21 protein-coding genes are annotated in these 17491 nt (G+C 71.4%); 11 read left to right on the forward strand and 10 right to left on the reverse strand.

Features of this window, described 5'->3' with window-relative positions:
- Positions 1-8: 8 nt before the first annotated feature.
- Positions 9-1163: a sensor histidine kinase gene (locus ACWDRW_RS36560; RefSeq protein ID WP_451731658.1), complete on the reverse strand. Its 1155-nt coding sequence runs from the start codon at positions 1161-1163 to the stop codon at positions 9-11.
- 108 nt (positions 1164-1271) lie between these two features.
- Here ACWDRW_RS36560 and ACWDRW_RS36565 point away from each other — a divergent pair, with 108 nt between their 5' ends.
- Genes ACWDRW_RS36565 through ACWDRW_RS36575 form a run of 3 tightly spaced genes read left to right on the forward strand, consistent with a single transcriptional unit; the run spans position 1272 to position 3339 of the window.
- Positions 1272-2198 carry an ABC transporter ATP-binding protein gene (locus tag ACWDRW_RS36565; RefSeq protein WP_451731661.1) on the forward strand — a complete coding sequence of 309 codons (927 nt, stop codon included), beginning with the start codon at positions 1272-1274 and terminating at the stop codon, positions 2196-2198.
- Positions 2195-2920, forward strand: a complete 726-nt coding sequence (locus ACWDRW_RS36570) for an ABC transporter permease (protein WP_451731663.1) — start codon at positions 2195-2197, stop codon at positions 2918-2920. Before ACWDRW_RS36565 ends, ACWDRW_RS36570 begins: the two co-directional genes overlap by 4 nt.
- Positions 2921-2961: 41 nt before the next feature.
- The gene (locus ACWDRW_RS36575) at positions 2962-3339 is read left to right on the forward strand and encodes a hypothetical protein (protein ID WP_451731666.1); all 378 of its coding nucleotides are present in this window, start codon (positions 2962-2964) and stop codon (positions 3337-3339) included.
- Here ACWDRW_RS36575 and mug read toward each other — a convergent pair.
- The 3 genes from mug to ACWDRW_RS36590 all read right to left on the reverse strand — a co-directional run bounded on the left by mug (position 3317) and on the right by ACWDRW_RS36590 (position 5576).
- Complete coding sequence (gene mug, locus ACWDRW_RS36580) at positions 3317-3868, reverse strand: G/U mismatch-specific DNA glycosylase (RefSeq protein WP_451731707.1); 552 nt, start codon at positions 3866-3868, stop codon at positions 3317-3319. The genes ACWDRW_RS36575 and mug overlap by 23 nt on opposite strands.
- Positions 3865-5307, reverse strand: coding sequence for an adenylosuccinate lyase (gene purB / locus ACWDRW_RS36585; RefSeq protein ID WP_451731668.1), 1443 nt, complete (start codon positions 5305-5307; stop codon positions 3865-3867). Before purB ends, mug begins: the two co-directional genes overlap by 4 nt.
- 137 nt (positions 5308-5444) lie before the next feature.
- On the reverse strand, positions 5445-5576 hold the full coding sequence (locus ACWDRW_RS36590) for a hypothetical protein (RefSeq protein WP_451731670.1): 132 nt from the start codon (positions 5574-5576) through the stop codon (positions 5445-5447).
- 198 nt (positions 5577-5774) lie between these two features.
- Between ACWDRW_RS36590 and ACWDRW_RS36595 the strand changes: the two genes are divergently transcribed.
- The 6 genes from ACWDRW_RS36595 to ACWDRW_RS36620 all read left to right on the forward strand — a co-directional run bounded on the left by ACWDRW_RS36595 (position 5775) and on the right by ACWDRW_RS36620 (position 9235).
- The gene (locus ACWDRW_RS36595) at positions 5775-6515 is read left to right on the forward strand and encodes a DUF6879 family protein (protein WP_451731673.1); all 741 of its coding nucleotides are present in this window, start codon (positions 5775-5777) and stop codon (positions 6513-6515) included.
- Positions 6512-7360, forward strand: a complete 849-nt coding sequence (locus tag ACWDRW_RS36600; RefSeq protein ID WP_451731676.1) for a helix-turn-helix domain-containing protein — start codon at positions 6512-6514, stop codon at positions 7358-7360. The genes ACWDRW_RS36595 and ACWDRW_RS36600 overlap by 4 nt, the downstream gene beginning before the upstream one ends.
- 87 nt (positions 7361-7447) lie before the next feature.
- On the forward strand, positions 7448-7912 hold the full coding sequence (locus ACWDRW_RS36605; protein ID WP_451731678.1) for a hypothetical protein: 465 nt from the start codon (positions 7448-7450) through the stop codon (positions 7910-7912).
- Positions 7909-8097 (forward strand): hypothetical protein, encoded by a 189-nt coding sequence (locus ACWDRW_RS36610; protein ID WP_451731680.1) that lies wholly within the window; start codon positions 7909-7911, stop codon positions 8095-8097. Before ACWDRW_RS36605 ends, ACWDRW_RS36610 begins: the two co-directional genes overlap by 4 nt.
- Positions 8094-8303 (forward strand): hypothetical protein, encoded by a 210-nt coding sequence (locus tag ACWDRW_RS36615; RefSeq protein ID WP_451731683.1) that lies wholly within the window; start codon positions 8094-8096, stop codon positions 8301-8303. Before ACWDRW_RS36610 ends, ACWDRW_RS36615 begins: the two co-directional genes overlap by 4 nt.
- Before the next feature lie 359 nt (positions 8304-8662).
- On the forward strand, positions 8663-9235 hold the full coding sequence (locus ACWDRW_RS36620; RefSeq protein ID WP_451731686.1) for a hypothetical protein: 573 nt from the start codon (positions 8663-8665) through the stop codon (positions 9233-9235).
- A 119-nt stretch (positions 9236-9354) separates the two neighbouring features.
- Here the strand turns inward: ACWDRW_RS36620 and ACWDRW_RS36625 are convergent, their stop codons facing one another.
- From ACWDRW_RS36625 to ACWDRW_RS36650, 6 genes are all read right to left on the reverse strand, one after another.
- On the reverse strand, positions 9355-10128 hold the full coding sequence (locus ACWDRW_RS36625; protein ID WP_451731688.1) for an SGNH/GDSL hydrolase family protein: 774 nt from the start codon (positions 10126-10128) through the stop codon (positions 9355-9357).
- A 114-nt stretch (positions 10129-10242) separates the two neighbouring features.
- Positions 10243-11256 (reverse strand): hemolysin family protein, encoded by a 1014-nt coding sequence (locus tag ACWDRW_RS36630; RefSeq protein WP_451731691.1) that lies wholly within the window; start codon positions 11254-11256, stop codon positions 10243-10245.
- Complete coding sequence (locus tag ACWDRW_RS36635; RefSeq protein ID WP_451731693.1) at positions 11253-12626, reverse strand: hemolysin family protein; 1374 nt, start codon at positions 12624-12626, stop codon at positions 11253-11255. The genes ACWDRW_RS36630 and ACWDRW_RS36635 overlap by 4 nt, the downstream gene beginning before the upstream one ends.
- A gap of 147 nt (positions 12627-12773) precedes the next feature.
- Complete coding sequence (locus ACWDRW_RS36640; RefSeq protein WP_451731696.1) at positions 12774-13199, reverse strand: GNAT family N-acetyltransferase; 426 nt, start codon at positions 13197-13199, stop codon at positions 12774-12776.
- Between the two features lie 57 nt (positions 13200-13256).
- Complete coding sequence (locus ACWDRW_RS36645; protein WP_451731698.1) at positions 13257-15824, reverse strand: ABC transporter permease; 2568 nt, start codon at positions 15822-15824, stop codon at positions 13257-13259.
- Positions 15825-15828: 4 nt separating this feature from the next.
- Positions 15829-16644, reverse strand: coding sequence for an ABC transporter ATP-binding protein (locus ACWDRW_RS36650; RefSeq protein ID WP_451731701.1), 816 nt, complete (start codon positions 16642-16644; stop codon positions 15829-15831).
- Positions 16645-16775: 131 nt separating this feature from the next.
- Between ACWDRW_RS36650 and ACWDRW_RS36655 the strand changes: the two genes are divergently transcribed.
- Positions 16776-17003, forward strand: a complete 228-nt coding sequence (locus tag ACWDRW_RS36655) for an antitoxin (protein WP_186282588.1) — start codon at positions 16776-16778, stop codon at positions 17001-17003.
- 4 nt (positions 17004-17007) lie between these two features.
- Positions 17008-17382, forward strand: coding sequence for a fic family toxin-antitoxin system, toxin component (locus ACWDRW_RS36660; RefSeq protein ID WP_451731704.1), 375 nt, complete (start codon positions 17008-17010; stop codon positions 17380-17382).
- The last annotated feature ends 109 nt before the right edge of the window (positions 17383-17491 follow it).

Consider the following 17491-nt stretch of genomic DNA (forward strand, 5'->3'; position numbering starts at 1 on the left):
AGCGTAGATCAGCGCAGCGGCAGCTCGACGTGCACCTGCCAGTCGCCGTCGGCCGGGCCGGTGTGCGCGCGCCCGCCGAGCAGGGCGGCGCGCTCGCGTATGCCGCGCAGACCGCTGCCGCGTCCGGGGCCGGGCGCCGCGGCCGGCAGCGGATTGCGCACCTCCAGCACGAGGGCCCGCTCGGTGACGTCCACGCGCACGTCGGCGGCGGCGCCGTCCGCGTGCCGCAGCACATTGGTCAGCGACTCCTGGAGGATGCGGTATCCCTCGCGCGAGACCGGCCCCGGCACGGTGTCCAACGCTCCGCGGACTTCGGCGTCGACCTTCGCCCCGGCGGCGCGCGCCGACTCCAGCAGCCGGTCGGCGTCCACCAGCGTGGGCCGACTGCTCGCGGGCCGCTCCGTCTCCCGCAGGATGCCCAGCACGCGCTCCAGATCCTCCAGTGCGGCCCGCCCGGTCTCCTCGATCGCCTCCAGGGCCCGGTCCGTGAACGCCGGATCGCCCGCCGCGCGCGCGGCACCCGCCTGGACGACGGCGACCGTCAGGGCATGGCCGATCGAGTCGTGCAGTTCACGGGCGATGCGGTTGCGCTCCAGCAGCCGCTCCGTGCGCTCCTCCAGGGCGGCGAGCCGCTCGGCGGCCGACGGCCCGAGCAGCCCGCGGGCGACGGCGGTGACCAGCTCACCGAGCCCCACCACGACGCCGTACAGCACGACGAGCGGGACCGGCGCGAGCAGGGCGTACGTCCAGTGCGCCGACGCGTCCCGCAGCACTGGAAGACCGCCGGAGGCTCCGACGGCTCCGAAGGCCAGCAGCTGGAACGAGAGCAGGGGCAGCCAGACAGTGGCGAAGCCGGCCAGCGCGCCCAGCGCCATGCGCGCCTGCAGCCACAGCACCGTGCGCAGCCGGTCCCGCCAACTCGCCGACGCTCGCACGGAGATGCCCGCGTCGTCCGTGCCGGACACCAGCAGCAGCCGGGCCTGCACCCCCTCACCCGTGCGGACGGCCGGGACCAGGCCGAGCGGGACCAGCGCGAGCGCGGGCACCCAGGGGGTCGACATGTCGATGAACAGCCACACGCTGACGATCAGCATCGGCACCCACAGGTGCAGCAGGCGTGTGTAAGTCGTCCCCCGCAGCAGCGGGCGCAGAAAGCGGGCCATCGCGACATCGTGTCAGCCACCGCTGACAACGGCCCTCCCCCGCACGGGGGAGACGATCTCCACGCGCGGGGGAGGGCCGGGCACCCCGTGACCGGCCACGCTGTTGCCATGACCAGCATCGAAGTCCAAGCCCTCACCAAGGAGTACGGCACCCGCCGAGCCGTGGACCAACTCAGTTTCCGTGTGCTCCCCGGCCGCGTCACCGGCTTCCTCGGACCCAACGGCGCCGGTAAGTCCACCACCATGCGGCTCGTGCTCGGCCTCGACCGGCCGACGTCCGGCACCGCCACGATCGGCGGCCGCGCCTACGCGACCCTGGACGAGCCCCTGCGCCGCGTGGGCGCGTTGCTCGACGCGCAGGCCGCCCACGGCTCCCGCACCGGCCGCGACCATCTGCGGGTCCTCGCGGCGAGCAACCGCATCCCGGGCCGCCGCGTCGACGAGGTGCTGGCGCAGACGGGGCTCGCGTCCGTGGCGCGGCGCCGCGTGCGGACGTACTCCCTGGGCATGCGCCAGCGGCTCGGCATCGCGGCCGCGCTCCTCGGCGACCCCGAGGTGGTCATGCTCGACGAGCCGTCCAACGGCCTCGATCCGGAGGGCATCGTGTGGATCCGCGCGCTGCTGCGCGGGCTGGCCGACGAGGGGCGCACGGTCCTGGTCTCCAGCCACCTGATGAACGAGACCGCGTCCTTCGCCGACCACCTCGTGGTGCTGGGGCGGGGACGTCTGCTGGCCGACACCCCCATGCGGGAGTTCATCCAAGCACGCGTGCGGCCCCGGGTCCGCATCCGCACCACGGACGGCGCCGCGCTCGCCACCGCGCTCTCCCGGGCCGGCCATGACGCCGTGCGGCACGAGGAGGGGCACTGGACGGTCGAGCACGCACGCGTGGACGACATCGGCCGCCTCGCCTCCGCCGCGGGCGTCCCCCTGCTCGAACTGGCCGCCGAGGAGGCGACCTTGGAGCAGGCCTACCTCGATCTGACGGCCGCCGAGGCCGAGTTCACCGCAGCGCTTCAGGAGGCCCGACGATGACGACCTTCGCCCCCGTGCTCCACTCCGAGTGGCTGAAGATCCGTACCCTGCGCTCCTTGGGCGGGACGCTGCTGGCCCTGTTCGCCGTGACGACGGCGTTCTCCGCCGTGGCCGGCGCCGAGCCGGCCGACCCGGACTTCGACCCCCTGTTCACGGCGCTGTCCGGGGTACTGCCCGGCCAGATCGCGGCGATCAGCTTCGGGGCGCTGGCTGTGTCGGCCGAGTACCACGCGGGCGCGCTGCGGCTGTCGCTGGCGGCCGTTCCCCAGCGGGGGCGGTGGTTCGCGGCCAAGGTGACCGCCATCGCCGTGCCGACCCTGGCCGTCGCACTGGCCACCTCGCTCGCCGCCCTCGCGGTGGGACGCGCCGGCCTCGGCGACGCGGCGAGCGGACTCGACGCGGGCGAGCAGGCCCGCGGGGTCCTCGGTTCCGCCCTCTACCTCACGCTGATGGCGCTGCTGGCGGCCGGACTTGCCGCTCTTCTGCGCAGCGGCGTGGCCACGCTCTCCGTGCTGATCCCGTTCGTGCTGGTCGTCTCCTTCGTCGTGGGCGACGCGGCCGGCGGCCTCACCGACTTCCTGCCCGACAAGGCGGGCCAGGCGATCCTGCACGAGACGCACGAGGGCACGCTCGGCCCCTGGGCCGGTCTCGGGGTCACCGCGCTGTGGACGGGGGCCGCGCTGCTCGCGGGTGCCTGGAGTGTACGCCGCCGGGACAGCTGACGGCCCGCCAATTGTCAGTGGCGGCCGGTTTACTGGATCACATGGACATCGCGAAGGACCTCGCCCTGATCGACGGGCTCCGCGCACGGGACATTCCGGCGGAGCCCGGTTATCACCAGGCCGTCTTAGGGCCGCGCGACTGGCAGAGCGCGGAGGACTGCTACGCCTACGAGGCGGCCGTGGCCGAGCTGCTGACCGCGCGTTGGGGAGAGCCGTCCCGGTGGGGTACCACCACGCTCGTCGAGCGCGGAGCCCGCGGTGGGCGAATAGCCGAGGCATGGGCTCTGCTCGGTGTCTTCGCGACGGAACTGCGCACCTGGGAGGTGGAGGACCGCTGGGTGGTCCTGACGGTCCTCGATCGCGAAACGGACGACATGCCGAAGGTGTTCGCCCTGATCACGAAGGAGGATCCGCCGTGACCCTCAGTCGCGCGAACTCCTCCGCCATCGTCGCCGCCGTCCAGTGCGCGTTCAGCCCGCTCGGATTAGGCAGCACCCACACGCGCGTGTCCCCGATCAGCCGTTCCTGAGGCCCCACTCGCGCCTTGCGCTCGTCGAAGGCCACCCGGTACGCCGTCACCCCCACGACCGCCAGCCAGCGCGGCCGCAGCCTGCCGACCTTCTCGGCGAGCAGCCGTCCGCCCTCCCGGTACTCCTCGGCGCTCAGCTCGTCCGCCCGGGCCGTCGCCCGCGCCACGACGTTCGTGATGCCGAGCCCGTACGACAACAGCTCGCCCTGCTCGGCGGGCTTGAGCAGCCTCGGTGTGAAGCCCGACAGGTGCAGCACCGGCCAGAAGCGGTTTCCGGGGCGGGCGAAGTGGTGCCCGGTCGCCGCCGTCATCAGCCCCGGATTGATGCCGCAGAACAGCACGCGGAGGCCGTCCGCGACCACGTCCGGCACCAGACGCTCGCGGGCGGCCTCCAACTCCTCGGCGGTGAAGCGCGTCAGAGGATCGCTCCCGGGGTGTACCCGGCGGCTTCCGGACGCTGCTTCACGATCTCCTCGATCCGGCCCACGATCACGCCCACCTGATCGGCGGCGGCGCCCGTGAACGACAGCTTGTCGGCCATCAGCGCGTCCAGCGCGGCCCGGTCCAGCGGGATCCGCTCGTCCGCCGCCAGCTTGTCCAGCAGTTCGTTGCGCTCGGCGCCCTGCTCGCGCATGGCGAGCGCGGAGGCGACCGCGTTCTCCTTGATCGCCTCGTGGGCCACCTCACGGCCCACACCCGCCCGCACCGCGCCCATGAGCACCTTGGTGGTGGCGAGGAAGGGCAGGTAGCGGTCGAGTTCGCGGGCCACGACCGCCGGGAACGCGCCGAACTCGTCCAGCACCGTCAGGAAGGTCTCCAGCAGACCGTCCAGCGCGAAGAAGGCGTCCGGCAGGGCGACGCGGCGCACCACCGAGCAGGACACGTCGCCCTCGTTCCACTGGTCGCCCGCCAGCTCGCCGGTCATCGAGGCGTAGCCGCGCAGGATGACCATCAGGCCGTTGACCCGCTCGCAGGAGCGGGTGTTCATCTTGTGCGGCATCGCGGAGGAGCCGACCTGGCCCGGCTTGAAGCCCTCGGTGACCAGCTCGTGCCCGGCCATCAGACGGATCGTCTTGGCCAGCGAGGACGGCGCCGCCGCCAGCTGCACCAGCGCGGTGACGACCTCGTAGTCCAGCGAGCGCGGGTAGACCTGGCCGACGGAGGTGAAGGCCTGCGAGAAGCCGAGGTGCCCGGCGATCCGGTCCTCCAGCTCGGCGAGCTTCGACGCGTCCCCGCCGAGCAGGTCCAGCATGTCCTGAGCGGTGCCGACCGGGCCCTTGATGCCGCGCAGTGGGTAGCGGCCGAGGAGCTCCTCGACCCGGCCGTGGGCGACGAGCAGCTCGTCGGCCGCCGTGGCGAAGCGCTTGCCGAGGGTGGTGGCCTGCGCGGCCACGTTGTGCGAGCGGCCGGCCATGACCAGCTCCCCGTACTCGCCCGCGAGCTTGCCGAGGCGCGCGAGGACGGCCACCGTCCGGTCGCGCATCAGCTCCAGGGAGAGCCGGATCTGGAGCTGCTCGACGTTCTCCGTCAGGTCGCGGGAGGTCATGCCCTTGTGCACGTGCTCGTGCCCGGCGAGGTCGTTGAACTCCTCGATCCGCGCCTTCACGTCGTGCCGGGTGACCTTCTCGCGCTCGGCGATGGAGGCCAGGTCGACGGTGTCGAGGACACGCTCGTAGTCGGCGATCGCCTCGTCCGGCACCTCGATGCCGAGGTCCTTCTGGGCCCGCAGCACGGCGAGCCAGAGCTGACGCTCCAGCTTCACCTTCTGCTCGGGGGACCAGAGCGTGGCGAGCTCGGTGGAGGCGTAGCGTCCGGCGAGGACGTTCGGGATGCGGGGCTTGGCGGGCGCTGAAGTCACGTGTCCAGAGTTTACAGTCCGTCCATACAGGGTCCGTACCGTCCAGGAACCGTAGGAAACTACAGGTCAACGCCCTGGCGTACGGGTCAGTGCGTGCCGGTTTGTGAGACGAGTGTGAGACGGCGCCCGCCCGGCCCTCAGATGTCGATCGCGGGCTCCACCCTTGGCCGGCCGCCTTTGCGGGCCCTGCGTTGGGCGACTTCCTCCTCGGCCCTCTGGAGATCCGCCTGGTCCTCCTCCGTGCCGTGCTCCCGAACACGCGCCTTCATGTGGTCCAGAACATCGGCCGTGCGATCAGTGCCCAGCCGCTCGCACACGCGGCCGGCCGAGCGCTGAGAACCCCCGTTGGGCCTATTGCGGGCAATCCGAAGCTGCCGCCCTCGGCCAGCAATCAGCTGCAATCGGCCAGCGGCGCCGCGTAACCACCCCGCATCCTGGACGCACAACCACCAGGCGACGGAGGAAACATGGCGCTCAGGTTCCTCGGCACGACCAGTGACGACGGCGACTGTCCTACCCTGTACGAGATCGAGGGCAGCAGCGAGATCCTCGTACAGGGCGAGCGGGAGACCGACCCCAAGCACCTCGTGCAGCTGCGCGACGTCAAGCCATCCGAGACGTTCGTGCGGGTGCCGCGCTCGCTGCTCACCCGCTACGCCCCGCACGCCGCAGCGCCCGAGCTGGTGCCCTTCGCCGAAATCAGCCACCTCTTTCGTGAGTTCCGGCACACGGCCTGGCGGCTGGAGACACGCCGTGGCTACGCGTCGGACCGCAACTCGCCGCTGTGGCCGCGGTTCCTTGCCGGTGAGGACGTGACCGCCGAGCCAGCCAACGCCTGGCGCCAGAACGTGGCCGAGCAGACCGCCGCGGGCAAGCGGTTCGAGCGCGTCCGGATCCTTGACGAACCCGCCACCCCGGGACAGCAGTTCCTCCTCGCCCGCTCGCCCAGCAACGTCGCCGCGGGGGAGGACATTCGCAACCTTGCCCGCGGGCAGGCCGAGCGGCTGCGGCTGCCGGACTTCGACTTCTGGCTGTTCGACTCGAAGGTCCTCGCGCGGTTCGCGTTCGACGAGGACGACACCACCCTCGGCGTGTACGTCACCGAAGACCCCGCCGAGGTCGTCGCTGCCTGCCAGGCCCGGGACGCCGCCTGGCATTACGCTGCGCCTACTGCGGACTACGCCGAGCGGGTACGTTCCACTGTGTGAGCAGCGACTTCCAGACCGCGCGTGAGGCCCTCGGCGCGCGCCTGCGCGAGCTGCGCGCCGAGACCGGCCTGGAAGGAAAGGAGCTTGCCGCCGCACTCGGCTGGCAGCCCTCGAAGGTGAGCCGCCTCCAGAACGGCAAGCAGACGCCCACCCGTGAGGACCTCACCGGTTGGGCTCGCGCGATAGGCCGGCCGGACGTCGAGGCCGAACTGCACGGGCTGCTCGCGGGGCTGGACATGAAGCAGCGGCACCGTTCCTGGCGGCGGCAGTTGGCCGGTGGTCACCGCGGCCGCCAGGAGATCGCGATACGGCAGACGGAGAACACGAAGACGATCCGCGGCCTGGAAGTGTCGAGGATTCCGGGGCTGTTCCAGACGCCGGAGTACGCGCGGGCGATCTTCGAGGCAAACGCCGAGTTCCGTGGGATCTCGCCCACGACCGAAGCCGCGGTCGAGGCCCGCATGCGCCGCCAGGAGTCCCTGTACGACCCGAAGAAGTCGTTCCGGTTCCTGGTGTGCGAGGCGGCCCTGTACCACCGCTCGTGCCCCGTAGAGGTGATGGCTGAGCAGCTGGACCGGCTGTACAACCTCGTCGGCCAGCGCCGTATCGAACTCGGTGTCCTACCCTTCGGGGCGCAGCTGCGGCGTACCGCGCCGCACGCCTTCTGGATCTACGACCAGCGGCTCGTCATCGTCGAGACCATCAGCGAAGAGCTGTGGCTGACCGGAGACGAGGACATCGGCCTGTACGAGAGGGCGTGGGAGTGGCTCGCTGAAGCCGCGGAGTACGGCCCCCCGGCCCGCCGACTGATCGGCCGTGCACGAGCGTCTCTCGACCTCGAATAGGCAATCAGCCGCAAGTCTCCGACCTGCCTGCGCAATCGGTCGCAATCGGCTCACTGCCCTGCAATCGCCCTGCATAGCGTGCTGGTCATGGCCCCCTTGAAGATGCGGTTCGCCGCGGTGTACGAGGCCGGGGACGCGTGGCTCGCCGACTGCTCCGCGCACCCGGGCCTCGTACAGGCGGCGTGGGATGACGAACTCCTGGCCCCCATAGCCTCGGGCCACGGGTGGCTCGTCGCGGAGACGCAACTCGTCTTCGGCATGCCGGCGCTCAGCCGCATCCGTGCGCAGCAACGCGGCCCCGTCCTGGCCGACCCCGCCTCGGATAGGACCTGGTGGCTGGTCCCGCGCGACGCGGCCGAGGAGCTCGCCGACCTGCGGTATACGACGGTCCGTCCGGCTGGATGGCTGCTGCACTGCCCGCCGACCGGCCAGCAGGTCGAGGGCCGCTTCTGGCTGTCCCGGCCAGACGGGTCAGGCCTCCTCACCGATCCCACCGTGCTGGCCGCCGTATTCGGGCCGGCCGGGTACCGACGCCCCTCGGAGGCATCATGACGATCGAGACGCCCCCGACGGACCAGGACTTCGGCTGGTGCGCGTGGCACCAGGAGTACGTGCATGGCGTGCGGCTGGTCACGGTGCAGGATGCGGGCTCGGGTCCGGGCACGTTCCTCAACCGGTTCGCGTGCGCGCCGTGCCGCCAGGCGCACGCCTTCACGCCGCTGGACGGCCGCCCGTGACGCCCGTCGAGACCCGCGAGACCACGGCAGATCGGCGGCTGCGGGCGGCAGAGTCGGCGGGCCGGGCCGGGGGCTACTGCTGGATGGAGCACCCTGAGTCGGGAGTGCATTGCACCCGCCGCCCGCACTCCGGCCGGGACCACGTGAACTACTTCCGCGGCCGGGAGTCGCCGCCGGCCTCGCACGGCTTCGAGTGGCAGGACTGATCTCCCGTTGGCTGGCTCGTCGAGCGCCAAGCTGGCGGCGGGCCCGCGGTCGCCCTTGCCGCCCCCGTCAGGGGCGACCGCACCCTGGGTCCCTCCGGCCGGTTGTCCGGAAGGAAGAGCGGTCGCCCGACGGCGAGCAGGACAGGGCGGCCGTTCAGACCGCCCGTCCGCCCTCAGCACCCCAGGGGCAAAAGGGCGGGCGGCTTTGGGCCTCGGCTGACACGCGTGGCACGCCAGCGCCGACGGGAGAGTAATCGGGCCTGCGCCTACTCAAGGTCACAACACAGACACACTGCGCTCACGCGGAGCACATCGCCACGCATGATGCCTATCCGCGCATCAAAACCTCAGGGGGCCATATGAGCAACGACACGCCACCACCCATGCCTGACACTCCGCCACTCCCGTTCACGCCATCGCCTCACGATTCGAAGAAGCCCCGCAACTGGGTCATCATCGGCTCAGCATCCGCTGTCATCGCCGCAGTCATTGGCACGGGCGTGTTCGTCGTCAACTCCCTCGACGACGACAGCAAGTCCACTGCGGGAACGGTCGCCGCATCGAGCACCCCGGATCAGGGCGTCGTCGCTGCCTCTGAGGAGCCGACCCCCACGCCGACCTACACCGAGATCGACGCCAACAGCTTCGACATCACGCTGCGCACCACGAAGAGGCAGTGCTTCGGGTCGGCTGGCTGCAGCATGACCGTCGAGCCGAACCTCACTCTCATGGTCGACAGCACGAACATCGATCCGGATGCGGTGTACGAGATCACCTATGAGATCCGCGGCGACGAGTCCGGTCCCGTCATCGAGACGGCTGAACTATCCGAACAGACGAGCCTGAACTTCAGACCATCTGTGATCAGCACCGCTTCGTCGAGCACGAAGGTGTCCGTGAAGATCACTGACGTAACTGACCGGGGATTCTGACGCGCACCGGGCCGGCATCGGCGCGGTGAGGAGCGAAGGGCCTCAGGGCGAGGCAAGGGGTACGCCCTGGCGCGCACCCCTCAGCCCATCACCGCCCGCGGGGCGGCTTGAGACGGGCGTCACGCGTCGTACGGCAGCAGATCGGGCCGCTTGGCCGGCAGGCCGTCGCCCGAGGAGCGCCCGGTCAGGCGCCGGCCGATCCACGGCAGCAGGTGCTGCCGGGCGAAGCGTACGTCCGCGACCCGGCGGTCGACCCAGCCCGGCGGCAGGGAGACCGGCAGCGGGACGTGCCACTCCGGGTCCTCCGGCTCGTAGCCGAGCGTCTGCCACACCGCCTCGGCCACCCGGCGGTGGCCCTCGGCGGACAGGTGCAGCCGGTCCACGTCCCACAGTCGCGGGTCGGCGAGCGAGGGGGCGCCGTACAGGTCGACGACGACGGCGCCGTGCCGCGCGGCCAGCTCGTCGACGCAGGCGAACAGTTCCTCCATGCGCGGCCGGAACCGTTCCAGCACCGGGCCCTGGCGGCCGGGGCTGCGCATCAGCACCAGCTGCTTGCAGGAGGGCGCGAGGCGTTCCACCGCCTCCTCCAGCAGCCCGCGCACCCGGCCCATGTCGCACTTGGGCCGCAGGGTGTCGTTGAGGCCGCCGACCAGCGTCACCACGTCGGCGCGCATGGCCGCCGCCACCGGGACCTGCTCCTCGACTATCTGCCCGATCAGCTTGCCCCGCACCGCGAGATTGGCGTACCGGAAGCCGGGCGTCCGGGCGGCCATCCGCGTGGCGAGGACGTCGGCCCACCCCCGGTAGGAACCATCCGGGAGCAGGTCCGACATGCCTTCGGTGAAGGAGTCGCCGACGGCGACCAGGCTGGTGTGTGCGGGGTTCGTCTGCATAGCGAGAGAGATGGTATCCCGAGGCGCATACCCGTCGGTCGGTCGGGCGGGGGCCCTCCTCCAAGGGCCCCCGGGGCCTTCCTTCAAGGGCCTCCCTTCAAGGGCCCCCGGGCCTCACGCCCGCTGTCCGAACAGCTCCCGCAGTACGTCCTCCATGGTCACCAGACCCGAAAGACGTCCGTCGTCCCCGAGCACCGCCGCGAGGTGCGTCCTGCTGCCCCGCATCCGAGTGAGCACGTCGTCGAGCGGGGTGCTCTCGCGGACGCGCGCGATGGGCCGCATGTCCGGCACCCGGAAGGGCAGATCCCGGGGCGAGGCGTCCAGGGCGTCCTTCACATGGAGGTAGCCGACGATCCGACGGCCCTCGTCCACCACCGGGAAGCGGGAGAACCCGGACTCGGCGGACAGGCCCTCCAGCTCCTCCGGCGTGACGCCCACGCGCGCGTAGACGACGCGTTCCAGCGGGAGCACCACGTCACGGACGGGTCGGCGGCCCAGTTCCAGGGCGTCGTGCAGCCGCTCCCGGGCCCGCTCGTCGATCAGCCCCGCCTCGCCGGAGTCCCTCACCAGACGGGCCAGTTCCGCGTCCGAGAAGGTCGCGGTGACCTCGTCCTTGGTCTCCACACGGAGCAGCTTGAGGAGGGTGTTCGCGAAGGCGTTGATGGTGAAGATCACCGGGCGCAGTCCGCGGGACAGGGCCACCAGGGGCGGCCCGAGCAGCAGAGCGCTGCGCACCGGCTCCGCCAGCGCGATGTTCTTGGGCACCATCTCGCCGAGCAGCATGTGCAGATACGTCGCCAGGGCCAGCGCGATCACGAAGGACACCGCGTGCCCCGCGCCCTCCGGCACGCCCAGGGCGTGGAACACCGGTTCCAGCAGATGCTCGATGGCCGGTTCGGCGACCACACCCAGGACCAGGGTGCACAGCGTGATGCCGAGCTGCGCCGCGGCCATCAGCGCGGACACGTGCTGCAGGCCCCACAGCACGCTCTTCGCGCGCCGGTCGCCCTGGTCGGCGTACGGCTCGATCTGGCTGCGGCGCACCGAGATCAGCGCGAACTCGGCGCCCACGAAGAAGGCGTTGACGACGAGGGTCGCGAAACCGATCAGCAACTGGATCGCGGTCACAGCGTCTCCCCCCGGTGGTCGGACGTGCCGTCGGACATGCCGTCGGTCGTGTGGTCGAGCTCGTCGGCCCGTGGCGCGTGCATCAGCACCCGCGCCGCCCGGCGCCCGGAGGCGTCCGTGACGTCCAGCCGCCACCCGGCGACCTGGACGCGGTCCCCGACCTCGGGGATCCGGCCCAGTTCGGTGGCCACGAGCCCGGCCAGCGTCTCGTACGGCCCCTCGGGCGCCTTGAGGCCCACGCGCGCGAGCTGGTCGACGCGCGCCGAGCCGTCGGCCGAGAACAGACTCCGGCCGGAGTCGTCGCTGCCGGCGGGGGCGAGGTCGGGCGTCTCGTGCGGGTCGTGCTCGTCGCGCACCTCGCCGACGACCTCCTCGACGATGTCCTCCAGCGTGGCCACGCCCGCCGTACCGCCGTACTCGTCGATGACGACGGCCATGGTGCGTTTGCCGGAGAGCCGGTCCAGCAGCCGGTCGACGGTGAGGGTCTCCGGGACGAGCAGCGGCTCGCGCATCAGGTCCGCGACCCGGACCCGCGGCCGGCGCTCCGCCGGTATGGCGAGGACGTCCTTGATGTGCGCGGTGCCCACGACCGCGTCGAGGGTGCCGTGGTAGACGGGGAACCGGGACAGACCGGTCGCGCGGGTGGCGTTGGCCACGTCCTCGCAGGTCGCCGACGCCTCCAGGGCGATGACCTGCACGCGGGGGGTCATCACGTTCTCCGCCGTGAGGTCGGCGAGGTTCAGGGTGCGTACGAACAGCTCGGCGGTGTCCGCCTCCAGCGCGCCCTCCTTGGCGGAGTGCCGCGCGAGGGCGGCCAGCTCCTGCGGCCCGCGCGCGGCGGCCAGCTCCTCGGTGGGCTCCACGCCGAGGCGGCGCACGATCCGGTTCGCCGTGTTGTTCAGGTGCGTGATGAAGGGCCGGAAGGCGGCGCTGAACCAGCGCTGCGCGTTGCCCACCGTCTTCGCCACGGCCAGCGGGGAGGAGATCGCCCAGTTCTTCGGCACGAGTTCGCCGACGACCATCAGGACGACTGTGGACAGCGCGGTGCCGATCACCAGGGCGATCGAACTCGCCGTGGACGCGGAGGCGCCGAGCGACTCCAGTGGCCCGGCCAGCAGCCGCGCGATGGACGGCTCGGCGAGCATGCCGACCACCAGGTTGGTGAGGGTGATGCCGAGCTGGGCGCCGGAGAGCTGGAACGTCAGATTCCGTACGGCCTTCAGGGCTCCGGAGGCGCCCCGCTCGCCTCGCTCCGCGGCCTGTTCCAGCGCGCCGCGCTCGACGGTGGTGAGCGAGAACTCGGCGGCGACGAAGGCACCGCAGGCGAGCGACAGCAGGATCGCCACCAGCAGCAGGAGCACTTCGGTCATCGGGTCACCTCCGTCCCATGATCGGACAGGGTGGGAGGGAGCGCGCGATGTCGCGTACTGGGAGGCTCGCCCATGGGCGGACGCTCACACACCTTTCATACGAGAACCGGGAGTGGTCACACAAGAGTAAAGGACGGGCAAAGGAGGTCAGGCGGTGAGGGGCTTGACCCAGCGCCGCCAGTGTTCTTCCGGAAGGTACCCGGCCGCGCGCCACGCGTGCTGCGCCCGCTCGTTGCGCTGCAGCACCATCGCGTCCCCTCGCCGGCCTCCCAGGCGTACGAAACGCTCCTCGGCGGCGGCGAGCAGGGCCGTCCCGATGCCCTGGCGGCGGTGGTCCGGATGGACGGCGAGCCGGTACAGATGGCAGCGCCAGCCGTCGAAACCGGCGATCACCGTGCCGACCAGTTGCCCGTCGCGCTCGGCGAGGACGAGCGCCTCGGGGTCGCGCTTCACCAGCCGCTCCACTCCGTCGCGGTCGTCACTGATGCTCGTGCCCTCGGCGGCGGCCTTCCAGAAGGCCAGCACGGCGTCGAGGTCCTGGGGCCCGGCGGCCCGGATGCGTAGATCGGTCATACGGTGATCACACCATCGGTGACCCGCCGCAGGACCGGAATTCCGGCATCCGGACAGTCACTCGTGCGCGATCGCGGCCAGCACGTTCATCCGGGAGGCCCGCAGCGCGGGCAGCAGCGCCGCCACGATGCCCACCACCGCCGAGCCGATCACCACCGCCACGATCGTGCCCCAGGGGATCGCCAGCGCCGTCATGCCCTGCAGGGCCAGCACCTGCTGCGTGCACACGCCCCACACCAGACCGAGGGAGAGACCCAGCACCGCGCCGAACACCGCGATCACCACCGACTCCAGCCGGATCATCCGGCGCAACTGGACCCGGGACAGACCGATCGCCCGCAGCAGCCCGATCTCCCGGGTCCGCTCCACGACCGACAGGGCGAGGGTGTTGACCACGCCGAGCACGGCGATGACGATCGCGAGGCCGAGCAGCGCGTACACGAGATAGAGCAGTACGGCGATCTGTTCGCGCACGAGTTCCTTGTAGTCGGCGAGGTCCCGGACCTGTACCTGGGGATAGGGCTCGAGGGTCTTCTCCAGGTTCGCGCGCAGGTCGTCGGCGCTCGTGCCGGAGGCGGCGTTGACGTACACCGCGGACTCCTGCCCGCCCGGCGCGTACCGCTCCAGCGTGGCCAGGCCGAAGTACATGCCGCCCTGGGTGCCGAAGCCGTCGGATGAGTCCTGGTCGGTCAGGGCGCCGACCTTCAGCTCGGCCGTGCGCCCGCCCTGGAAGGTCAGGGGGATCGTGCTGCCGACCCGCACTTCGTGCTCCTCGGCGAAGTCGCGGTCCATGGCCATGCTGCCGTCGGCCAGCGCGGCGGCCGTGTCGCCCTGCGCGTACGTGATGTTGGCGACCTCGTCGAGCCGTGGCTCGTAGCCCGCCGCGGTGGTCTCGACCCGCTCGCCGTCGGGCAGCTGCGCCGCGATGGTCGTGAGCCGGGAGCGCACCACCAGGCCCACGCCCTCGGTGTCGCCGACCTTCTCGGTGATCTCCCGGGGGAACGGCACGAAGTTGGTGTTCTGCACGACGAAGTCGGCGCCCAGCGTCTTGTCGATCTGTTCGTCGAAGGACTTGGTCATCGACGCGCTCGCCACCGACATTCCGCCGACCAGCGCGAGCCCCACCATCAGGGCGGCCGCGGTGGCGCCCGTACGGCGTGGGTTGCGCAGGGCGTTGCGCTGGCTCATCCGGCCGATCGAGCCGAACAGCGCGGGGAACACCCCGCCCAGGACCCGGATCACGGGCCGGACCAGGAGGGGGCCCACGATGACGGTTGCGATCAGCGTCAGGAGCACACCGAGGCCCAGCAGGGAGGCGGACGACGACGTCTCCGAAGCGGTGACGCACCCCACGAGCGCCGCCGCGCCCAGCGCCCCGACCACCGCCCCCACCACCGCGCGCACCCGCAGCGGTCTGCCCACCCCGGCGATCTCCGCGTCCGCGAGCGCCGCCATCGGGGAGACGGCCGCCGCGCGCCGGGCCGGGAGGTAGGCCGCGACGAAGGTGACGCCGAGGCCCACGACGTACGCCGAGACCGGGGTCGCCCAGCCGATCACCATGTCGGCGGAGCGGATGTTCATGCCGAGCAGGCCCATCAGCTCGATGAGCCCGACGGCGAGCCCGATCCCGGTGGCCAGCCCCAGCGAGGCACCGACCAGGCCCAGGAGCAGTGCCTCGGTGAGGACCGAGCGCCGCACCTGGCGCCGGTCGGCGCCCAGGGCGCGCAGCAGGCCCAGCTCGCGGGTGCGCTGGGCGATCAGCATGGAGAAGGTGTTGACGATCAGGAACACCCCGACCAGCACGGCGACGCCGGCGAAGCCGAGCATCACGTACTTGATGATGTCGAGGAAGCCGCCCAGTTCCTCCACGTCCGACTCGGCCTGCTCGTCGGCCGTGCGGAAGTCGTAGTCGCCCGCGCCCAGCGCCGCGGCCACCCGCTCCTTGAGCTGCGCGTCGCTGACCCCCTCCGCCGCGTCGACGGCGATGCCGGTGCCGGCGTCCGCGTCGCCCAGCAGCCTGGTCTGCGCGGTCGGGGTGTCGAAGAAGACCAGGGCGGCGCCGGGGTTGGTGGTGGTGAACGTGGCGATGCCGACGACCTTCACCTTGAACGAGCCCGGCGCGGCGATCACGGTGAGCGTGTCGCCGATGGCGACGTCCTTGTTTTCGGCGGTGTCCGCGTCGACCAGCACCTGGTCCGGCCCGTCGGGTGCGTGACCGGAGGTCAGTTCGACCGGGCTGCGGTCGGTCGGGTTCCAGTTGGTGCCCATGGTGGGGGCGCCCGTGGTCGGCCCGACGGACTCGTTGTTCTCGTCGGCGACGGTGATGCCCTCCACGTCCACGTCGAGGCGCGCCGACTCGGCACCCTCGACCTGCGCCGCCCGTTCGACCAGCGAGGCCGGCAGGGTGGGGGTGAAGCCGGAGGGCAGCGACTCGTCGAGCTCCTCCTTCGGGCTGACCGTGACATCGGCCGCGGTCGAGGCGAAGAGCCGGTCGAAGGTACGGCTGACCGTGTCCGAGAAGATCAGGCTGCCCGCGACGAACGCGACGGACAGGATCACCGCGAGGGCGGAGAGCAGCAGCCGCCCCTTGTGGGCGAGGAAGCTGCGCAGCGTCGCCTTGAGCACCAGGTCAGTCCTCCTCGGGGGCGTCGGCGGCGCCCCGGATCACGTCGAACCGTTTCATCCGCTCCAGCACCGCCTCCGCGGTGGGACGGGGCATCTCGTCGACGATCCGTCCGTCGCCGAGGAAGAGCACCAGGTCGGAGTGGGCGGCGGCGCCCGGGTCGTGGGTGACCATCACGACGGTCTGCCCGAGCTGGTCGACGGCGTCGCGCAGAAAGCCGAGCACCTCCAGCCCGGCCCGTGAGTCCAGGTTCCCGGTGGGCTCGTCGGCGAAGATCAGCTCGGGGCGGGAGGCGAGGGCGCGGGCGCAGGCGACGCGCTGCTGCTGGCCGCCGGAGAGCTGGGCGGGCCGGTGCTTGAGGCGGTCGCGCAGACCGAGGGTGTCGATGACCTGGTCCAGCCACTTCTCGTCGGGCTTCTTGCCCGCGATGTCCATGGGCAGGGTGATGTTCTCGGCGGCGTTCAGCGTCGGAATCAGATTGAACGACTGGAACATGAACCCGATCCGGTCCCGGCGCAGCCGTGTCAGCTCGCGTTCTTTCAGGCCGGTGATCTCGGTCTCGCCCAGCCACACCTGGCCCGCCGAGACGTTGTCGAGCCCGGCGAGGCAGTGCATCAGCGTGGACTTGCCGGACCCCGAGGGGCCCATGACCGCGGTGAAGCGGCCACGGGCGATGTCCACGTCCACCGAGTCGAGTGCCAGCACCGTCGTCTCGCCCGAGCCGTACGCCTTGGTCAGACCGCGGGCCCGGGCTGCTATGGGGTCGGCGGTGTCCTTCACCTGAGCCGCAGTGGACAAGGCTGCCTCCTCGGTCGTGGACATCGCGACTTCCTTGTCAGGGCCCGAGCGTAGTGTGATCCGGCGCACACCGGATATCCCCCTGGGGTTCGAGCCGCTCTCCACCCCAGGAATGAGGCTTGCCTCTGCTAGCGCGCCAGCGCTAGCTTCTAGGTATGGCGAAAACGCAGCTGAACGTCCGCGTCGACGAGGGCACCGCCCGCGCGGCCCGCGAACGTGCCCTCGCGCGCGGCATGAGCGTCAACCGCTACATCGAGGAACTGGTCCGGCAGGACACCGGCGAGGTCGGCCACACCTTCGTGGAGGCCGCCGCCGACTTCATGAAGCAGTACGAGTCGGTCTTCGCCGAGGAGTTCGGCGCGGAGCGCGAAGGTCGTCGTTGATCCCTTGAGCAATCTCCGGATCGACCTCGCCTGGCTGCTGATGCTCGCCGAACAGAACACCCCGGGCGACCCTCAGGTCACCGACTGGGGCGCGCTGATCGCCGCCGTGGCCCGCCACGACGCCGAGATCTTCGACGTCCCGGTCTACGACACCCCGCACGCCCGAGCCGCCGCCCTGCTGCAACTCCTCATCCACGTCCCGGCGTTGGAGCGCTCCAACGCCCTCTTCGCCTCCGCCGTGGCCTACGCCTACCTGGTCGCCGGCGGCGAGAAGGTCGTCACCACGCCGGAACAGGTCCGCGAACTGGCCCGGCTGGTCAAGAGCGGCGAGGCGTCGGTGCAGGACATCGCGCGGGAGCTGCGGCAGTGGTGCGCCTAGTGCCGCGTCAGGCGACGTTCGCCCCGTCGCGTCGCCCGGCACGCACTCTCGCCGCACCGGGCACAAGCCCAAGTACATCCAGTACGAGGGCTTGCACCCGGCACGCCGA

Source organism: Streptomyces sp. NPDC003635, from assembly GCF_053587635.1.